Source organism: Mycolicibacterium mageritense (assembly GCF_010727475.1).
Taxonomy (GTDB): Bacteria; Actinomycetota; Actinomycetes; order Mycobacteriales; family Mycobacteriaceae; genus Mycobacterium; species Mycobacterium mageritense.
On sequence record NZ_AP022567.1, the window covers coordinates 7,410,196 to 7,426,781 of the forward strand.

General features: G+C 68.6%; 15 protein-coding genes. 9 read left to right on the forward strand and 6 right to left on the reverse strand.

Annotated elements, in window-relative coordinates; all coding sequences use genetic code 11:
• The first annotated feature begins 22 nt into the window (after positions 1–22).
• On the forward strand, positions 23–1,540 hold the full coding sequence (locus G6N67_RS35845; RefSeq protein ID WP_036439014.1) for a leucyl aminopeptidase: 1,518 nt from the start codon (positions 23–25) through the stop codon (positions 1,538–1,540).
• Here the strand turns inward: G6N67_RS35845 and G6N67_RS35850 are convergent.
• Together G6N67_RS35850 and G6N67_RS35855 are read right to left on the reverse strand one after the other, a co-directional pair.
• Positions 1,537–3,273, reverse strand: a complete 1,737-nt coding sequence (locus tag G6N67_RS35850; protein ID WP_036439012.1) for an SDR family oxidoreductase — start codon at positions 3,271–3,273, stop codon at positions 1,537–1,539. The genes G6N67_RS35845 and G6N67_RS35850 overlap by 4 nt on opposite strands.
• Positions 3,274–3,339: 66 nt before the next feature.
• Positions 3,340–3,696, reverse strand: a complete 357-nt coding sequence (locus tag G6N67_RS35855; RefSeq protein WP_036439009.1) for a hypothetical protein — start codon at positions 3,694–3,696, stop codon at positions 3,340–3,342.
• Positions 3,697–3,901: 205 nt separating this feature from the next.
• Here G6N67_RS35855 and sucB point away from each other — a divergent pair, with 205 nt between their 5' ends.
• From sucB to G6N67_RS35880, 5 genes are read left to right on the forward strand one after another with little or no spacing between them, the layout of a single operon-like run.
• Positions 3,902–5,638 (forward strand): 2-oxoglutarate dehydrogenase, E2 component, dihydrolipoamide succinyltransferase, encoded by a 1,737-nt coding sequence (sucB, locus tag G6N67_RS35860; protein WP_163642429.1) that lies wholly within the window; start codon positions 3,902–3,904, stop codon positions 5,636–5,638.
• 6 nt (positions 5,639–5,644) lie between these two features.
• Positions 5,645–6,565, forward strand: a complete 921-nt coding sequence (locus tag G6N67_RS35865) for a TIGR01777 family oxidoreductase (protein WP_036439006.1) — start codon at positions 5,645–5,647, stop codon at positions 6,563–6,565.
• Positions 6,566–6,603: 38 nt separating this feature from the next.
• A complete protein-coding gene (lipB, locus tag G6N67_RS35870; RefSeq protein WP_036439004.1) occupies positions 6,604–7,278 on the forward strand; it encodes a lipoyl(octanoyl) transferase LipB in 675 nt (224 codons plus the stop codon).
• Positions 7,279–7,282: 4 nt separating this feature from the next.
• Positions 7,283–8,227: a lipoyl synthase gene (lipA, locus tag G6N67_RS35875; RefSeq protein ID WP_036439001.1), complete on the forward strand. Its 945-nt coding sequence runs from the start codon at positions 7,283–7,285 to the stop codon at positions 8,225–8,227.
• A gap of 4 nt (positions 8,228–8,231) precedes the next feature.
• On the forward strand, positions 8,232–8,984 hold the full coding sequence (locus tag G6N67_RS35880; RefSeq protein ID WP_036438998.1) for a DUF4191 domain-containing protein: 753 nt from the start codon (positions 8,232–8,234) through the stop codon (positions 8,982–8,984).
• Position 8,985: 1 nt separating this feature from the next.
• Here the strand turns inward: G6N67_RS35880 and G6N67_RS35885 are convergent, their stop codons facing one another.
• Positions 8,986–9,474 (reverse strand): RDD family protein, encoded by a 489-nt coding sequence (locus tag G6N67_RS35885; RefSeq protein ID WP_036440422.1) that lies wholly within the window; start codon positions 9,472–9,474, stop codon positions 8,986–8,988.
• 146 nt (positions 9,475–9,620) lie between these two features.
• On the opposite strand from G6N67_RS35885, the gene glnA reads away from it, so the two are divergent.
• The 3 genes from glnA to G6N67_RS35900 all read left to right on the forward strand — a co-directional run bounded on the left by glnA (position 9,621) and on the right by G6N67_RS35900 (position 12,003).
• Positions 9,621–11,057: a type I glutamate--ammonia ligase gene (gene glnA / locus G6N67_RS35890; protein ID WP_036438995.1), complete on the forward strand. Its 1,437-nt coding sequence runs from the start codon at positions 9,621–9,623 to the stop codon at positions 11,055–11,057.
• A gap of 71 nt (positions 11,058–11,128) precedes the next feature.
• Positions 11,129–11,560, forward strand: a complete 432-nt coding sequence (gene dtd, locus G6N67_RS35895) for a D-aminoacyl-tRNA deacylase (RefSeq protein WP_036438992.1) — start codon at positions 11,129–11,131, stop codon at positions 11,558–11,560.
• 32 nt (positions 11,561–11,592) lie between these two features.
• Positions 11,593–12,003, forward strand: coding sequence for a DoxX family protein (locus G6N67_RS35900; RefSeq protein ID WP_036438989.1), 411 nt, complete (start codon positions 11,593–11,595; stop codon positions 12,001–12,003).
• Here G6N67_RS35900 and G6N67_RS35905 read toward each other — a convergent pair.
• The 3 genes from G6N67_RS35905 to G6N67_RS35915 form a co-directional block, all read right to left on the reverse strand.
• On the reverse strand, positions 12,000–12,857 hold the full coding sequence (locus G6N67_RS35905) for a TIGR03619 family F420-dependent LLM class oxidoreductase (RefSeq protein ID WP_036440419.1): 858 nt from the start codon (positions 12,855–12,857) through the stop codon (positions 12,000–12,002). The two genes, G6N67_RS35900 and G6N67_RS35905, sit on opposite strands and share 4 nt — an antisense overlap.
• Positions 12,854–13,483 carry a PaaI family thioesterase gene (locus tag G6N67_RS35910; RefSeq protein ID WP_036438986.1) on the reverse strand — a complete coding sequence of 210 codons (630 nt, stop codon included), beginning with the start codon at positions 13,481–13,483 and terminating at the stop codon, positions 12,854–12,856. Before G6N67_RS35910 ends, G6N67_RS35905 begins: the two co-directional genes overlap by 4 nt.
• An 80-nt stretch (positions 13,484–13,563) precedes the next feature.
• Positions 13,564–16,566 (reverse strand): bifunctional [glutamine synthetase] adenylyltransferase/[glutamine synthetase]-adenylyl-L-tyrosine phosphorylase, encoded by a 3,003-nt coding sequence (locus tag G6N67_RS35915; protein WP_110798645.1) that lies wholly within the window; start codon positions 16,564–16,566, stop codon positions 13,564–13,566.
• Positions 16,567–16,586 lie beyond the last annotated feature (20 nt).

Below are 16,586 nucleotides of genomic sequence, written 5' to 3' on the forward strand. Positions count from 1 at the left end.
GTTGCTGACTAGGGTGAGCAGGATGACCAGCGCACCCGGCTACCAGGCCCCCACCGTCACTGTCAGCTCGTCCCTGCCGCGGCGCGGCGTGTCCGATGCCGTGCTCGTCGTCGGCGTCGTGACCGGCGATTCCGGACCCGTCGTGATCGGCAGCGCCGATTTCCTCGACGCCGACGCGGTCACCGCGATCGAGTCGAACCTGCAGGCGCTCGGCGCATCCGGCGGCGAAGGCCAGGTGCATCGACTCGTGGTGCCTGCGCTGCCCGTCGCCAGCGTGCTGACGGTCGGCCTGGGCAAACCGCGCGACGCGTGGCCCGCCGACGTGATCCGCCGTGCGGCCGGTGCGGCCGCCCGCTCGCTGGACAAGACCGGAGTCGTGGTGACGTCGCTGTCCGCGATCGATCTCGAGGCGGCCGTCGAGGGCCTGATCCTGGGCGCGTACCGGTTCAACGACTTCCGCAGTGCCAAGACCGCGCCGACCGACGCGGGCCTGAAGAAGATCACGGCGCTGGCGGCCGACGCCAAGGCGGCCACGAAAGCACAGGCCCAGCGCGCCGTCGACATCGCCACCGCGGTGGCCACCGCCCGGGACTTCGTCAACACCCCGCCGAGCCACCTGTACCCGGCCGAATTCGCCAAGCGCGCAAAGGCTTTGGGTGAGGCACACGGACTCGACGTCGAGGTGCTCGACGACAAGGCACTGGCGAAGGCGGGCTATGGCGGCATCATCGGCGTCGGGCAGGGTTCGTCGCGGCCGCCGCGGCTGGTGCGGCTAGCGCACCGCGGCGCGAAGAACAAGAAGGCCAAGACCGTCGCGCTGGTCGGCAAGGGCATCACGTTCGACACCGGGGGCATCTCGATCAAGCCCGCGGCCAACATGCACCACATGACGTCCGACATGGGAGGCGCGGCCGCGGTGATCGCCACGGTAGTGCTGGCCGCGGTGCGGCAGCTGCCGATCGACGTCATCGCGACGGTGCCGATGGCCGAGAACATGCCGTCGGCGACCGCGCAGCGTCCCGGCGACGTGCTCACGCAGTACGGCGGCATCACGGTCGAGGTGCTCAACACCGACGCCGAGGGCAGGTTGATCCTGGCTGACGCGATCGTGCGCGCGTGCGAGGACAACCCGGACTACCTGATCGAGACCTCGACGCTGACGGGCGCGCAGACCGTCGCGCTCGGAGCGCGCACTCCCGGCGTGATGGGCAGCGACGAGTTTCGTGACCGCGTCGCGACGCTGTCGCAGGAGGTCGGCGAAAACGGTTGGGCCATGCCGCTTCCCGAAGAGCTCAAAGACGATCTCAAGTCGACGGTCGCCGATCTGGCCAACGTCAGCGGGTCGCGCTTCGCCGGCATGCTGGTGGCGGGCACGTACCTGCGCGAGTTCGTCGCAGACGGCGTCCAGTGGGCACACATCGACGTCGCGGCGCCGGCCTACAACACCGGAAGCCCGTGGGGTTACACCCCCAAGGGTGGCACGGGCGTTCCGACGCGGACCATGTTCGCGGTCCTTGAGGACGTCGCAGCCAACGGTTAGCGCGAGCCCGCGCGCGCGGCGCGGCGGAGCACCGACGGCACCAACCTCGAAACCCCGTAGGCCGCATAGGCTTCCGGGGTGACGGGGCGGATCGCGGTGTTCTTCTCGACGGCCGCCACGATGGCTTTGGCCACCTTGTCGGGCCCGTAGCGGCGCGCGGTGAAGGCCTTCTTGGCCTGCGCGCGCCACTGCTCGACCTGCGCCTGCTGGTCGGCAGGCACGTCGAAGTGCGTGGTGTCGATGATGTTGGTGTCGATGACTCCGGGGCAGATCGTGGTCAAACCGATTCCCGCCGAGGACAATTCGGCCCGCAGGCAGTCGGAGAACATGAACACCGCGGCCTTGCTGGTGGAGTAGGCGTTCATCGACTGCGACGGCGAGTAGGCCGCCATCGACGCGACGTTGACGATGTGACCGCCGGTGCCGCGGTCGACGAGCCGCCGCGCAAACGACCGGCAACCGTTGACGACACCGCCGAAGTTGACGTCGAGCACCCGGTCGAACTGCTCGGCCGGGGTGTCGAGGAACTTGCCGCCGTGGCCGATGCCCGCGTTGTTGACGACGACGTCCGGCACGCCGTGGTCGGCGCACACCTGCTCGGCGAACCGCTCCACCGCGTCGGCGTCGGCGACGTCGAGCTGGTACGCGTGGGCCACTCCGCCGCGCGCGACGATCTGCGCCGCGGTGTCCTTGGCCGCGGCCTCGTCGATGTCGCTGACCACCAGCTCGGCCCCCTGCGCGGCGAAGGCCAGCGCAGTCGCGCGCCCGATGCCGCTGCCTGCGCCCGTCACCGAGACCAAGGTGTCGCCGAACGGTTCGCGGGACCGGCCCACCTGCGCGCGCAACAGGCCGCGCGCCGCGGGCGCACCTTCGAGGTGGTCGACGAGTTCGGTCAGCGCCCGCGCGATCGCCTGCGGGTGCGAGAACGGCGCCCAGTGGCCGGCCCGCAGGTCGCGCCGCCACAGCCGGGCGACCCACTTGGACTCGTCGTCGTAGCCGTGACCACGGACCACCGGATCCTTGTCATTGCAGATCACCTGCACCGGCACGGACACATAGTGGTCGCGCCGGACCCGGGTGAACGAGCGAATTGCGTTGGCACGGTAGATCTTCAGTGAGTTCGCCGCATCGGCGTCGAGATTGTCGGACTGGAACTTTCGGCCGGGTGTGTCGATGGCCTGCAGGCGCCGCGCCGCGCCGCGGCGCATGAGCGCAGGCGCCACAACCGGCACCGAGAACGGGATCCAGTAGCTGAACCGCGATGCCAGGTTGACCGCTTTGACGAACCGGATCGGCCGGTAGGGCCGGGCCAACCGGTCGCGGACGAACGCACCGTAGTGGTCGCTGCTCGGACCGGACACCGACGTGAAGGATGCGACCCGGTCGGCAGCCACGGCGCGACTGAGGTACTCCCACACACCGACCGAACCCCAGTCATGGGCCAGCACATGCACTTTCCGCCCGGGGCTCACGGCGTCGATCACGGCGGAGAAGTCGTCGGCGAAGCGCTCCATGGTGAACGCCGAAACCCGCTTGGGCACGTCGGAGGCTCCCGCGCCGCGGTTGTCGTAGCGCACGATGCGGTAGCGGTCGCCGAGCTCTGCCACCACGCCGTCCCACAGCACGTGGGAGTCCGGCCAACCGTGGGCCATCACCACCGTGGGCCGGTCCGGGTCGCCCTGTTCGTAAACCGCGATGCGGGTTCCGTCCGAGCTGTCGACGAAGCGCTGCATGGCCACCCTCCAGGAGTTATCTGTGACGTCCAGTAGCTCATACCAGTGGTATCGGCTTCTTCGACTCTAGCGCTCGTCCAACTCCCGCCTCGCGGCGCGTTGCCGTTCGATCCGGCGGCGGGCGTCGTAGTCACGCATGCGTTGTGGGTAGCCGACCTTCTGCACGTCGTACACCGGTATCTGCAGTCGGTCGCTGAGGCGTCGGGCGCCCGCGTCGCCACCGGCCCGCCGCCGGGTCCACTCCCCGTCGGCAGCAACCAGCACCACGGTGACTTCGGTGACGGTGGTCTTCGGTTCGACAAACGCTTCGACCCCGTGATGGTCGGCAACCCACTGGCGCAGATAACGCAGATCGGCGTCCCTGTCGGCACCGGCCGCCGAGCGCGCCGACGCGCCCCGGCGCAACCTGTCGAACAGCCCCAATCCAGCTGCCTCCTCACCTCGGCCCGTCGCAGCGAACCCTTGTTTCGATAGTGCCAGAGCTTGCGGCAACCCTGAGTTAGAGCAGAACGCTGCGCAGTGACAGGATGGTCCGGACAATCCATCTAGGTGCCGCACCCAGTGCACCTTGCTGTGGTAAGCCAGAGTTCGAGTCGTCACAAGTGACCGTCCGAGGGAGTCAAAACACATGGCCATCTCCGTCCAGATGCCCGCACTAGGTGAGAGTGTCACTGAGGGGACCGTCACCCGCTGGCTTAAACAGGAGGGCGACACGGTCGAACTCGATGAGCCACTGCTCGAGGTGTCCACCGACAAGGTCGACACCGAGATCCCGTCCCCCGCGGCGGGTGTGCTGACCAAGATCGTCGCGCAGGAGGACGACACCGTCGAGATCGGTGGCGAACTCGCCGTCATCGGCGACGCAGGCGAACAATCCTCGACCGCTCCGTCCGCGGCTCCCGCCGAGCAGGCCGAGCCCGAACCAGAGCCGGAGCCCGAGGCCGCCCCCGCGGCCGAGCCCGCCGCCGCGGCCCCCGCCCAGCCCGCCGCCGCGTCGTCCGGTGCGGCCACCTCCGTGGTGATGCCCGAGCTGGGTGAATCGGTCACCGAGGGCACCGTGACCCGGTGGCTCAAGAAGGTCGGCGACACCGTGGGCGTCGACGAACCGCTGGTCGAGGTGTCCACCGACAAGGTCGACACCGAGATCCCGTCCCCGGTGGCCGGCACCCTGCTCTCGATCACCGCCGAGGAGGACGACGTCGTCTCCGTGGGTGGCGAACTGGCCAAGATCGGTGAGGCCGGTTCGGCCCCCGCGGCCGCGCCTGCCCCCGAATCCAAGCCGGAACCCAAGCGCGAGCCCAAGCCGGAACCCAAGGCCGAGCCCAAGCCGGAACCGAAACCGGAACCCAAGCCCGAACCCAAGCCCGCTCCCGCCCCGGCGGCTGCACCGGCCGCCGAGGCTCCCGCCACCGACGGCGCGCCGTACGTCACGCCGCTGGTGCGAAAGCTGGCCGCCGAGAACAACATCGACCTTGCGTCGGTGAAGGGCACCGGGGTCGGTGGCCGCATCCGCAAGCAGGACGTGCTCGCCGCGGCCGAGGCCAAGAAGGCACCCCCGGCTGCCCCGGCACCCGCGGCCGCTGCCCCCGCCGCACCCGCACCCTCGGCGCCTGCCGCCGCGCCCGCACCCGCGCTGGCCCACCTGCGGGGCACCACGCAGAAGGCCAACCGGATCCGTCAGATCACGGCCAAGAAGACACGCGAATCCCTGCAGGCGACAGCGCAATTGACGCAGACCCACGAGGTCGACATGACCAAGATCGTGGCGCTGCGGGCCCGCGCCAAGGCCGATTTCGCCGAACGCGAAGGCGTGAACCTGACCTACCTGCCGTTCATCGCGCGTGCGGTGATCGACGCGCTCAAGATCCACCCGAACGTCAACGCCAGCTACAACGAGGACACCAAGGAGATCACCTACTACGACGCCGAGCACCTCGGCTTCGCGGTGGACACGGACCAGGGCCTGCTGTCGCCGGTGATCCACAACGCCGGTGACCTGTCGCTGGGCGGGCTCGCGCGCGCCATCGCCGACATCGCCGCGCGCGCCCGCTCGGGCAACCTCAAGCCCGACGAGCTGTCCGGCGGCACGTTCACCATCACCAACATCGGTAGCCAGGGCGCGCTGTTCGACACCCCGATCCTGGTTCCGCCGCAGGCGGCCATGCTCGGCACCGGGGCGATCGTCAAGCGGCCCCGCGTGATCTCCGACGCCTACGGCAACGAGTCGATCGGTGTCCGGTCGGTGTGCTACCTGCCGTTGACCTATGACCACCGACTGATCGACGGCGCCGACGCCGGACGCTTCGTGACCACCATCAAGCGCAGGCTTGAAGACGGTGCGTTCGAGGCCGATCTGGGGCTGTAGATAGCGGTGGCCACGGGAGACAACCGAGCAGTCGTCGCGATTGCGGGGTCCTCGGGTCTCATCGGCTCGGCGTTGGGATCGGCGTTGCGCGCCGCAGATCACCGCGTGTTGCGGATCGTGCGGCGGGCACCGTCGAATGCCGACGAGTTGTTCTGGAACCCAGACACCGGTGAATTCGACGCCGGGGCCCTGCAGGGCGTCGACGCCGTGGTCAATCTGTGCGGCGTCAACGTCGGCGAGAAGCGCTGGTCGGGCGCGTTCAAGCAGAGCTTGCGCGACAGCCGCATCGGGCCGACCGAGGTGCTGGCAGGCGCCGTGGCAGACGCCGGGGTTCCGGTGCTGGTCAACGCCAGCGCGGTCGGCTTCTACGGCGACACCCGCGACCACGTCACCGATGAGTCCGCGCCGGCAGGCGACGGGTTCCTCGCCCAGCTGTGCCAGGACTGGGAAGCCGCCACCGCCCCGGCCGCCGAGGCCGGGGCCCGGGTGGTGCTGATGCGGACCGGGCTGGTGCTGTCCCCCTCCGGGGGCATGCTCAGTCGGCTCAAGCCGCTGTTCTACCTCGGTCTGGGCGCCCGTTTGGGCAACGGCAGGCAGTACCTGCCGTGGATCAGCCTGGAAGACGAGATCCGTGCGGTGCTCTACACGATCCGGACCGACAGCATTGCCGGCCCGGTCAACATGACCGGACCCGCGCCCGTGACCAACGCCGAGTTCACCGCGGCCTTCGGCAGGGCCCTCAACCGGCCGACGCCTGCCATGGTGCCGGGGTTCGCGCTGCGGACGCTGCTCGGCGAGTTCGCCGACGAAGGGCTGCTGCGCGGCCAGCGGGCCATCCCCGCGGCGCTCGAGCGGGCGGACTTCAAGTTCCACCACAACACCGTGGGTGAGGCTCTCGCCTACGCGACCGCACCGAAGGATCTGTGACTGCGATCGACACGCGGCTTGGGAGTACCGTCAAGCCTGTGACATCCATCCGCTCGGCGACCACCTCGGTCGACGTCCGAAGACTCGGCACCATCGACTACGAGGCGGCGTGGCAGCTGCAGCGGGAGATCGCCGAGGCCAGGGTCGCGGGCGGGCCGGACACCCTGCTGTTGCTGCAGCACCCCGCGGTGTACACCGCGGGCAAGCGCACCGAGCCGCACGAGCGCCCGATGGACGGCACACCCGTCGTCGACACCGACCGCGGCGGCAAGATCACCTGGCACGGCCCGGGCCAGCTCGTCGGCTACCCCATCATCGGGCTGACCGAACCGCTCGACGTGGTGAATTTCGTTCGGCGCCTTGAAGAAGCGCTCATCGCGGTGTGCGCCGATCTCGGGCTGGCCGCGGGCCGGGTCGAGGGCCGCTCGGGGGTGTGGGTGCCGGGCGACGAGCTGCGGCCGGCCCGCAAGGTCGGCGCGATCGGCATCCGCGTGTCCCACGCGACGACGCTGCACGGGTTTGCCCTGAATTGCGACTGCGACCTGTCGGCGTTCTCGTCGATCATCCCGTGCGGCATCACCGACGCGGGCGTGACGTCGCTGACGGCCGAGCTGGGTCGCCGCGTCACGGTCGACGACGTGATCGACCGGGTTGCCGACAAGGTGTGCGACGCGCTCGACGGCCGCCTCGCGGTGGCCCTGAACGTAGGATGAACCAGTGACTGTGGTGCCAGAGGGACGCAAGCTGCTTCGGCTTGAGGTGCGTAATGCGCAGACGCCGATCGAGCGTAAGCCGCCGTGGATCAAGACCCGCGCCAAGATGGGCCCGGAATACACCGAACTCAAAGGCCTGGTCCGCCGCGAAGGCCTGCACACCGTGTGCGAGGAAGCCGGCTGCCCCAACATCTTCGAATGCTGGGAAGACCGCGAAGCCACCTTCCTCATCGGCGGCGAACAATGCACCCGCCGCTGCGACTTCTGCCAGATCGACACCGGCAAACCCGCCGCCCTCGACCGCGACGAACCCCGCCGCGTCGCCGAAAGCGTCCAAGCCATGGGCCTGCGCTACTCCACCGTCACCGGCGTGGCCCGCGACGACCTACCCGACGGCGGCGCCTGGCTCTACGCCGAAACCGTCCGCCAGATCAAAGCACTCAACCCCCACACCGGCGTCGAACTGCTCATCCCCGACTTCAACGCCCACCCCGACCAGCTCGCCGAAGTCTTCGACTCCCGCCCCGAAGTCCTGGCCCACAACGTCGAAACCGTACCCCGCATCTTCAAACGCATCCGCCCCGCCTTCCGCTACGACCGCAGCCTCGCGGTCATCACCGCCGCCCGCGACGCCGGACTGGTCACCAAATCCAACCTCATCCTCGGCATGGGCGAAACCACCGACGAAATCCACACCGCCCTGCACGACCTGCACGACGCCGGCTGCGACATCATCACCATCACCCAATACCTCCGCCCCTCCCCACGCCACCACCCCGTCGAACGCTGGGTCCACCCCGACGAATTCGTCGCCCTGTCCAACTACGCCGAACACCTCGGCTTCGCCGGCGTCCTGGCCGGACCCCTCGTCCGCTCCTCCTACCGCGCAGGCAAGCTCTACACACAAGCCGCACGGGTTCGGTTCGCGGACCGGCCCCCCGTATCCTGATGTAATGGCTAAATCCCGCAATGCCGCCGAGTCGAAGGCGGCAAAAGCCGAGGCGAAGGCCGCCCGTAAGGCGGCCTCCAAGCAGCGTCGCAGTCAGCTCTGGCAGGCCTTCCAGATCCAGCGCAAAGAGGACAAACGGCTGCTGCCGTACATGATCGGCGCGTTCGTGCTGATCGTCGCCCTCGCCGTGGTCGCGGGCATCCTCATCGGCGGGCTGACCATGTACACCCTGCCCCCGCTCGGTGTGGTTCTCGGCGTGCTCGTGGCGTTCATCATCTTCGGCAGGCGGGCCCAGAAATCGGTGTACCGCAAGGCCGAGGGCCAGACCGGCGCGGCCGCGTGGGCGCTGGACAACCTCCGGGGCAAGTGGCGGGTCACCGCGGGTGTCGCGGCCACGGGCCACTTCGACGCGGTGCACCGCGTGATCGGCAGGCCGGGTGTGATCTTCGTCGGGGAAGGCTCGCCGTCGCGCGTCAAACCGCTTCTCGCGCAAGAGAAGAAGCGCACGGCTCGAGTGGTCGGCGACATCCCGATCTACGACATCATCGTCGGCAACGGCGAGGGTGAGGTGCCGCTGTCCAAGCTCGAACGCCACCTGACCAAACTGCCCGCCAACATCACGGTCAAGCAGATGGACTCGCTGGAATCACGCTTGGCGGCGCTCGGTTCGAAGGTCGGCCCGGCCGCCATGCCCAAGGGCCCGATGCCGTCGGCGGCCAAGATGCGCGGCGTGCAGCGCACCGTGCGCCGGCGCTGAGCTATCGGCGCACCACGGCCGTGAACGTCACGCGGTCGTGCAGGCCACGCAGGTCGGTGTCGGTCACCAGCGGTGGGATCACCAGCGCGATCAAGACCATCCGCACGAACGCGCGGCCGATACCGACGTGGTCGCGGCCGTCGGCCGGCACCACCACCAGGCCGAGCGCGAGCTGCCCCGGTGTGAACGAGAACAGCCGAACCGCCACGGTTCCCAGCACCATCCAGATCACCAGCACGGCCGTCGACAGCGTTGCCATCGACACCCAGCCCGCGGCCATCGCGAGCCCGGCGAGCCCGTAGGCGACGAGCCAGTCGAGGAACAACGCTCCTATGCGACGGCCGGTGCGGGCCAGCGATCCAGGGCCGGTCTGGGGAAGCCCGAGGCGCTGACCGGGGTATTTTTCGGAAGCATCGGTGGAGCCGTCCGAACCGTCGCCGGCATCGAACGGACCGGGGCCGGACAGCCAAGTCCCCATTGAGCGCGCCATGCTGCCAGGATAGGTGCAGCCCGGCGAACGGTTGCTCGTCACCGTCACCGGCAATTGCGTAACGTCCGCGCAACATACGGTTGACGACTGCGCAACATCGTGTCCTTAGCGTCAAGCCGCGGGTTACCAGTAAAGGAGAACACTAAGTGGCAGAAAAGACGTCCGACGACATCTTCAAGCTGATCAAGGACGAAAACGTCGAGTACGTCGACATTCGTTTCTGCGATCTCCCCGGCGTCGTCCAGCACTTCTCGATCCCGGCAACGGCGTTCGACGAGAGCGTGTTCGAAGACGGACTCGCGTTCGACGGTTCGTCGGTGCGCGGCTTCCAGTCGATCCACGAATCCGACATGATGCTGCTGCCCGACCCCGACACCGCGCGCATCGACCCGTTCCGGGCCGCCAAGACGCTGAACCTGAACTTCTTCGTGCACGACCCGTTCACGCGCGAGGCCTACTCGCGGGATCCCCGCAACGTGGCCCGCAAGGCGGAGAACTACCTGACCAGCACCGGCATCGCCGACACCTGTTTCTTCGGCGCCGAGGCCGAGTTCTACATCTTCGACTCGGTGAGCTTCGACTCGCAGATCAACGGCACCTTCTACGAGGTCGATTCCGAGTCCGGCTGGTGGAACACCGGCGAGCCCTTCGAAGCCGACGGCAGCGCCAACCGCGGCTACAAGGTCCGCCCCAAGGGTGGCTACTTCCCCGTCGCCCCGTACGACCACTACGTCGACCTGCGCGACCAGATGGCCACCAACCTGATCAACGCCGGGTTCACCCTGGAGCGCGGCCACCACGAGGTGGGCACCGCGGGGCAGGCCGAGATCAACTACAAGTTCAACACGCTGCTGCACGCGGCCGACGATGTGCTGCTGTTCAAGTACATCATCAAGAACACCGCGTGGCAGGCCGGCAAGACCGTCACGTTCATGCCCAAGCCGCTGTTCGGTGACAACGGGTCCGGCATGCACGCCCACCAGTCGCTGTGGAAGGACGGCAAGCCGCTGTTCCACGACGAGTCCGGTTACGCGGGCCTGTCCGACACCGCGCGCCACTACATCGGCGGCATCCTGCACCACGCGCCGTCGCTGCTGGCGTTCACCAACCCGACGGTGAACTCCTACAAGCGTCTGGTGCCGGGCTACGAGGCCCCGATCAACCTGGTGTACAGCCAGCGCAACCGCTCGGCCTGTGTCCGTATCCCGATCACCGGCAACAACCCCAAGGCCAAGCGCCTGGAGTTCCGTTGCCCGGACAGCTCGGGTAACCCGTACCTGGCGTTCGCGGCCATGCTGATGGCAGGCATCGACGGCATCAAGAAGAAGATCGAGCCGCTGGCCCCGGTCGACAAGGATCTCTACGAGCTGCCGCCGGACGAGGCCGCCAACATCCCGCAGGCTCCGACCTCGCTGGCCGCGGTGATCGACAAGCTCGAAGAGGATCACGAATACCTCACCGAGGGCGGCGTGTTCACCGAGGATCTGATCGAGACCTGGATCTCCTACAAGCGCGAGAACGAGATCATGCCGATCCAGATCCGGCCTCACCCGTACGAGTTCGCCCTTTACTACGACGTGTAAGTCGTCATACGCCGGCAAGGCCGGGCACATCCGATTCGGGTGTGGCCCGGCCTTTCTGGTGCAATGGACCGGTGCGTGTTCTGGTGCAGCGGGTGACGTCTGCGAGCGTGACGGTCGACGGTGAGGTCGTCGGCGCGATAAAGCCGGCCGGGCAGGGCCTGCTCGCCCTGGTGGGGGTCACGCACGACGACGATGCCGCAAAGGCCCGCAAGATGGCCGAAAAGCTCTGGCAATTGCGGATTCTCGACGATGAGCGATCGGCCGCGGATGTTTCCGCGCCCATCCTGGTGGTCAGCCAGTTCACGCTCTACGCCAACACCGCGAAGGGGCGCAGGCCCTCGTGGAACGCGGCGGCTCCCGGGCCGGTCGCCGAACCGCTTGTGATCGAGTTCACCGAGGCCCTTGAACAGCTCGGCGCCGAGGTCCAAACGGGTGCTTTCGGCGCGATGATGCAGGTAGAACTGGTCAATGACGGGCCGGTAACGGTGCTGCTCGAGCTGTGAGAAACCTGGGTGTCTGCGCGTATTGTCTGCCTATGACGACCAACCTGGACGCCCGCCTCACCTCGATCTCGCCTGCCGTGGTGAGCCTGTTCCGCATAGTGTTCGGCTTCCTGTTCGCCATCCACGGCGCCTCGAAGCTGTTTGCCTGGCCGGTGGATTCGGGAAGCGGCGCAACGCCTGTCGGCACCTGGCCCTACTGGTACGCCGGTGTCATCGAGCTGGTGCTCGGCCTGCTGATCATGCTGGGGCTGTTCACCCGCATCGCGGCCTTCATCTCGTCGGGCGAGATGGCGTTCGCCTACTTCACCCAGCATCAGCCCAAGGGCCTGCTGCCTCTGGAGAACGGCGGCGAGCTGGCGGTGCTGTACTGCTTCGGCTTCCTGCTGCTCGCCGCGATCGGCGGCGGCGCGTACGCGCTGGACGCGGTGCGCGGCAAACGCTAGTCCAGCCGCAGGTCTTTACGGAACCGCGCCATCCCGTCGATCTTGTCGGCCAGCGTGCAGTCGAGGCCGGCGTAGAACGCCCACGGCATCGTCAAGATGTGGGTGATCCCGCCGGCCTCGGCACGCTCGTAATCGGCGACCGTCACCGCGTCGGTCAACGGCGTCAAAACGGTGAAATCGTCCATGGACAAACCGGCTTCGGCCCTCAGGTCACGCAACCTGTCGACCGCGGCCACCGCCCGTTCGGTCGAGATCAGGTCACCGATCCAGCCGTCGTGGCGCGCGGCCCGGCGCAGCGCCACCTCGCTGAGCCCACCGACGTAGACCGGGATGGGCGGCGGCGACGGCTCCATCTCGAGCCTGGGCGCGGTGTAGAACTCGCCGTGGAACTCGGTCCAGCCCGGCGCCCACAGTTCGGCCAGCAGTTCCAGCATCTCGTCCGTGCGCTTGCCCCGCCGATCGAAGCGCTGCCCCACCAAGGCGAATTCGTCCTCGCACCAGCCGACCCCGACGCCGAGTTCGACCCGGCCGCCCGCAAGGAATGCCGCGGTACCAATCGCTTTCGCGGCGGCATAGGGATCACGCATGGCGGGCACGTACACCGTGGTGACGAACTTCAGCCGCGTGGTGGCCTGTGCCAGCGCACCGACCAGCACCCACGGGTCGGGCCAGTGTGTGAACGGTTGCCACCGGCGCTGCCCGTCGCGCGTATACGGATATGGTGTGGACAGTGTCTCCAGGTTGACGATGTGATCGGGGATGCCGATCCCGTCATAGCCGAGATCGTCTGCGGCCTTGGCGATCTCGACGATTTCCCCGGTGTCGAGGAAGCCGGTCGCCACATAGAATCTCATCCGGCGTCCCGCGCCCACGCCGGTGTGATGAACACGCCTTCGGCCTCGACCGTGATCCCTTCGGCGTCGCTGATGTGGCCCCGCGCAAAGGTTTTGACGCCTTCCGTCCGGTCGATGTAGGCCTCGGCACGCAGCGGCCCGAGCGGCGTGCCGCGGCGGTACCGGCACGTGATGGTGCCGGTGTAGCGGGGCTCGTTGAGGCCATCACTGGCCACCTCTCCGAGAATGTGGTCGAGCACCAGCGCGCAGATGCCGCCGTGTACCCAGCCCAGTGGCCCCTCATAGGCCGCGCCAAGGACGAATTCGCTCCAGCAGCTGCCGTCGTCGGCATGCTCGATCACCAGGGGCGGGGCCAGTGCGTTGCGCAAACCGACGACCGGGTTCGCCCACACCACGGGCTTGCCCGTGACGGCGTGAAGCATGGCCTGCGGCCCGTCGCGCTGTTCGCGGCGCAGCGATGCGGTGACGGCCTCGACGGCCGCGGTGGCCTGGGCGATGGTGTGCGAGTCCACCTCGGTGCGGACTCCGGCATCCACGAGTTCGCGCACCGCCTGGGCGAACGGCTCGAAGAGCGCCTGCAGCCGGTCGTGCTCGGCAGCGGTGATGACGTCGAACGTATGGTCCACGCATCTTTACTAACACGTTGATTCTGCGGTCAGGACGTGACCCACTCGCAGTTACGCGCCCTGACCGCGCAGCCAGCGGATCAGCCGCCGAAAATCTTCCGCACCACAGTCTTGGCCCGACGTGTCACCCTCAGGTAGTTGTCCAGGAACTCGCCGCCGTCGTCGCTGCCCCAGCCCGCCGCGAGCGCCACGGCGTTGAGCTGGCGCCCCGGGCCCGGCAGCTGGTCGGTGGGCTTGCCGCGCACGAGCACGAGCGCGTTGCGGGCCCGCGTCGCGGTGAGCCACGCCTGCCGGAGCAGCTCCACATCGCCCTCGGCGACCAGTTCGGCCGCGCCGATCGCGTCGAGGGTCTCCAGCGTCGACGTGTTGTGCAACGCAGGCACTTTGTGCGCGTAGCGCAGTTGCAGCAGCTGCACGGTCCACTCGATGTCGGCGAGCCCGCCACGCCCCAGCTTGGTGTGGGTGTTGGGGTCGGCGCCGCGCGGCAACCGTTCGGCGTCCACGCGTGCCTTGATCCGCCGGATCTCCTGAACCGCCTCGGCCGAAACGCCGCCCGGTGGATACCGGGTGTTGTCGACCATGAGCAGAAACCGCTCACCGAGTTCAAGATCGCCCGCCACGCGGTGCGCGCGCAGCAGCGCCTGGATCTCCCATGGCTGCGCCCACTGCGCGTAGTACGCCTCGTAAGACGCCAGGGTGCGCACCAGCGGACCGTTGCGCCCCTCGGGCCGCAGGCCGGCGTCCACTTCGAGGGGCGGGTCGGCACTCGGCGTGCCCAGCAGCGCGCGTACCTGTTCGGCGATGCTCACCGACCACTTGACCGCGACGGATTCCTCGACGCCCGCGGTCGGCTCGCACACGAACAGCACGTCGGCGTCCGAGCCGTACCCCAGCTCGCCGCCGCCCAGCCGGCCCATGCCGATCACGGCGAGCCGCGCGGGCGGGCCCGATTCCGGGGTGTTGGCGCGGATCACCGCGTCCAGCGCGGCCTGCAGCACCGCGACCCACACCGACGTGAGGGCCCGGCACACATCGGTGACCTCGAGCAGTCCCAGCACGTCGGCTGACGCGATCCGGGCCAGTTCACGACGGCGCAGCGTGCGTGCGGCCGCGATACCGCGCACCGGATCGGAGTGCCGTCCGGCCGAGGCCACCAGCGAGCGCGCAACGCTGTCCGGATCACCTTCGAGCAGTTTGGGTCCGTTGGGACCGTCCGCGTAGAGCTGGAGCACCTCGGGTGCACGCATGAGCAACTCAGGGATGTAGGCCGACGTGCCGAGCACGCGCATGAGTCGCTTGGCCACCGCGCCTTCATCGCGCAAGGTTGACAGGTACCACCGCTGCTCGGACAGCTCGTCGCTGATGCGGCGGTAGGCCAACAGGCCCGCATCCGGGTCTGGGGTGTCCGACAGCCAGTCCAGCAGTGTCGGCAGCAGCACCTGTTGCACGCGCCCGCGGCGCCCGCTCTGCCCGGTGAGCGCCGCCAGGTGGGTCAGTGCGCTCTGCGGACCTTCGTAACCCAGTGCGGCGAGCTGACGTTCGGCGGATTCGGCACTCATACCCGCACCGATGCCCACCGCCGGCTGGCCCACCGATTCCAGCAGCGGCTGGTAGAACAGCTTGGCGTGCAGCCGCGAAACCCGCAGGCTCTGGCGCTTCAACTCCTCGCGCAGCACGCCCTGGGCGTCGTGCCTGCCGTCGGGGCGCACGTGGGCGGCCCGGGCCAGCCAGCGGTAGGCCTCGTCGTCGCTCTCGTCGGGCAGCATGTGGGTCCGCTTGAGCCGCTGCAGTTGCAGCCGGTGCTCGAGCAACCGCAGGAACTCGTAGGACGCCGTCATGTTGGCGGTGTCGTCCCGGCCGATGTAGCCGCCGGCCCCCAACGCCGCGAGCGCGTCGACCGTCGACGCCACGTGCAGCGACTCGTCGTTGCGGCCGTGCACCAGTTGCAGGAGCTGCACCGCGAATTCGACGTCCCGCAGCCCGCCGGTGCCGAGCTTGATCTCGCGGGCCCGCACCCCGGCAGGCACCAGTTCCTCGACGCGACGGCGCATGGCCTGCACCTCGGGAACGAAATCCTCACGCTCGCAAGCGGTCCACACCATGGGCATGAGCGCGTCGGAGTACGCGGTGCCGAGCTCGGCATCCCCCACGGCCGGACGCGCCTTGAGCAGCGCCTGGAACTCCCAGGTCTTGGCCCAGCGCTGGTAGTAGGCAATGTGCGAATCGAGCGTCCGCACCAGCTGGCCGCGTTTGCCTTCGGGCCGCAGCGCCGCGTCCACCTGGAAGAACGCGTCACCCGCGAACCGCATCATCTCGCCGGCCACCCGGGTGGCCAGTGCGAGGTTGTCGTTCACCCCGTCTATTTCCACGTCGTCACCCACGAAGATGATGTCGACATCGCTGACGTAGTTCAGTTCGCGCGCACCGCATTTGCCCATCGCGATGACCGCGAGCCGGGGCCTGGGCCCGTCGCCGCACACCACCCGGTTGGCCACGGTCAGCGCCGCACCCAGCGCAGCGTCGGCCAGATCGGACAGGTGCTCACCGACGGTGACGAACGGCAGCACCGGCTCGTTCTCCACGGTCGACGCGACGTCGAGCGCGGCCAGCACCAGCAGCCGGTCCCGGTACAGGTCGCGCAGCGCCGGCACCGCAGAGCCGGTGCCCCTTGAGATTTCAGCGCCCTCGGCTGCCTCGGTGAATGTCTGGTGCAGCTGTTCGGCGCTCGGCAACTCGACGTCGCCTGCCAGCAGCCGCCAGGACTGTGGATGAGCGGCCAGGTGGTCACCGAGCGCCAGCGACGACCCGAGCACGCCGAACAGCCGGCCCCGCAGCGCGCGATCGGTCAGCAGCGCACGGTTCAGTTCGTCCCAGTCGGCGCCGGGCGCCTCGGCCAGGCGCACCATGGCGGACACCGCGATGTCGGCGTCCGGGGCGCGCGACAGCGACCACAACAGTTCGACGTGCTCGTCGGTGTTCCAGCCCAGCCGGTCCAGGTCGGCCGCGGCCTGCGGTTGCACGAGCCCGAGCCGTCCGACACTGGGCAGCTTGGGGCGTTCGGTAGCAGGTTTGGCCACGGTCACGACGGTAGCGCACCGGCGCG

Bases quoted from the DNA above. Each gene is read 5' to 3' on its own strand.
- G6N67_RS35905 (WP_036440419.1), bottom strand. From the start codon at position 12,857: ATGAGATTCTATGTGGCGACCGGCTTCCTCGACACCGGGGAAATCGTC.
- G6N67_RS35850 (WP_036439012.1), bottom strand. From the start codon at position 3,273: ATGCAGCGCTTCGTCGACAGCTCGGACGGAACCCGCATCGCGGTTTAC.
- G6N67_RS35880 (WP_036438998.1), top strand. From the start codon at position 8,232: ATGGCTAAATCCCGCAATGCCGCCGAGTCGAAGGCGGCAAAAGCCGAG.
- G6N67_RS35885 (WP_036440422.1), bottom strand. From the start codon at position 9,474: ATGGCGCGCTCAATGGGGACTTGGCTGTCCGGCCCCGGTCCGTTCGAT.
- G6N67_RS35900 (WP_036438989.1), top strand. From the start codon at position 11,593: ATGACGACCAACCTGGACGCCCGCCTCACCTCGATCTCGCCTGCCGTG.
- G6N67_RS35845 (WP_036439014.1), top strand. From the start codon at position 23: ATGACCAGCGCACCCGGCTACCAGGCCCCCACCGTCACTGTCAGCTCG.
- sucB (WP_163642429.1), top strand. From the start codon at position 3,902: ATGGCCATCTCCGTCCAGATGCCCGCACTAGGTGAGAGTGTCACTGAG.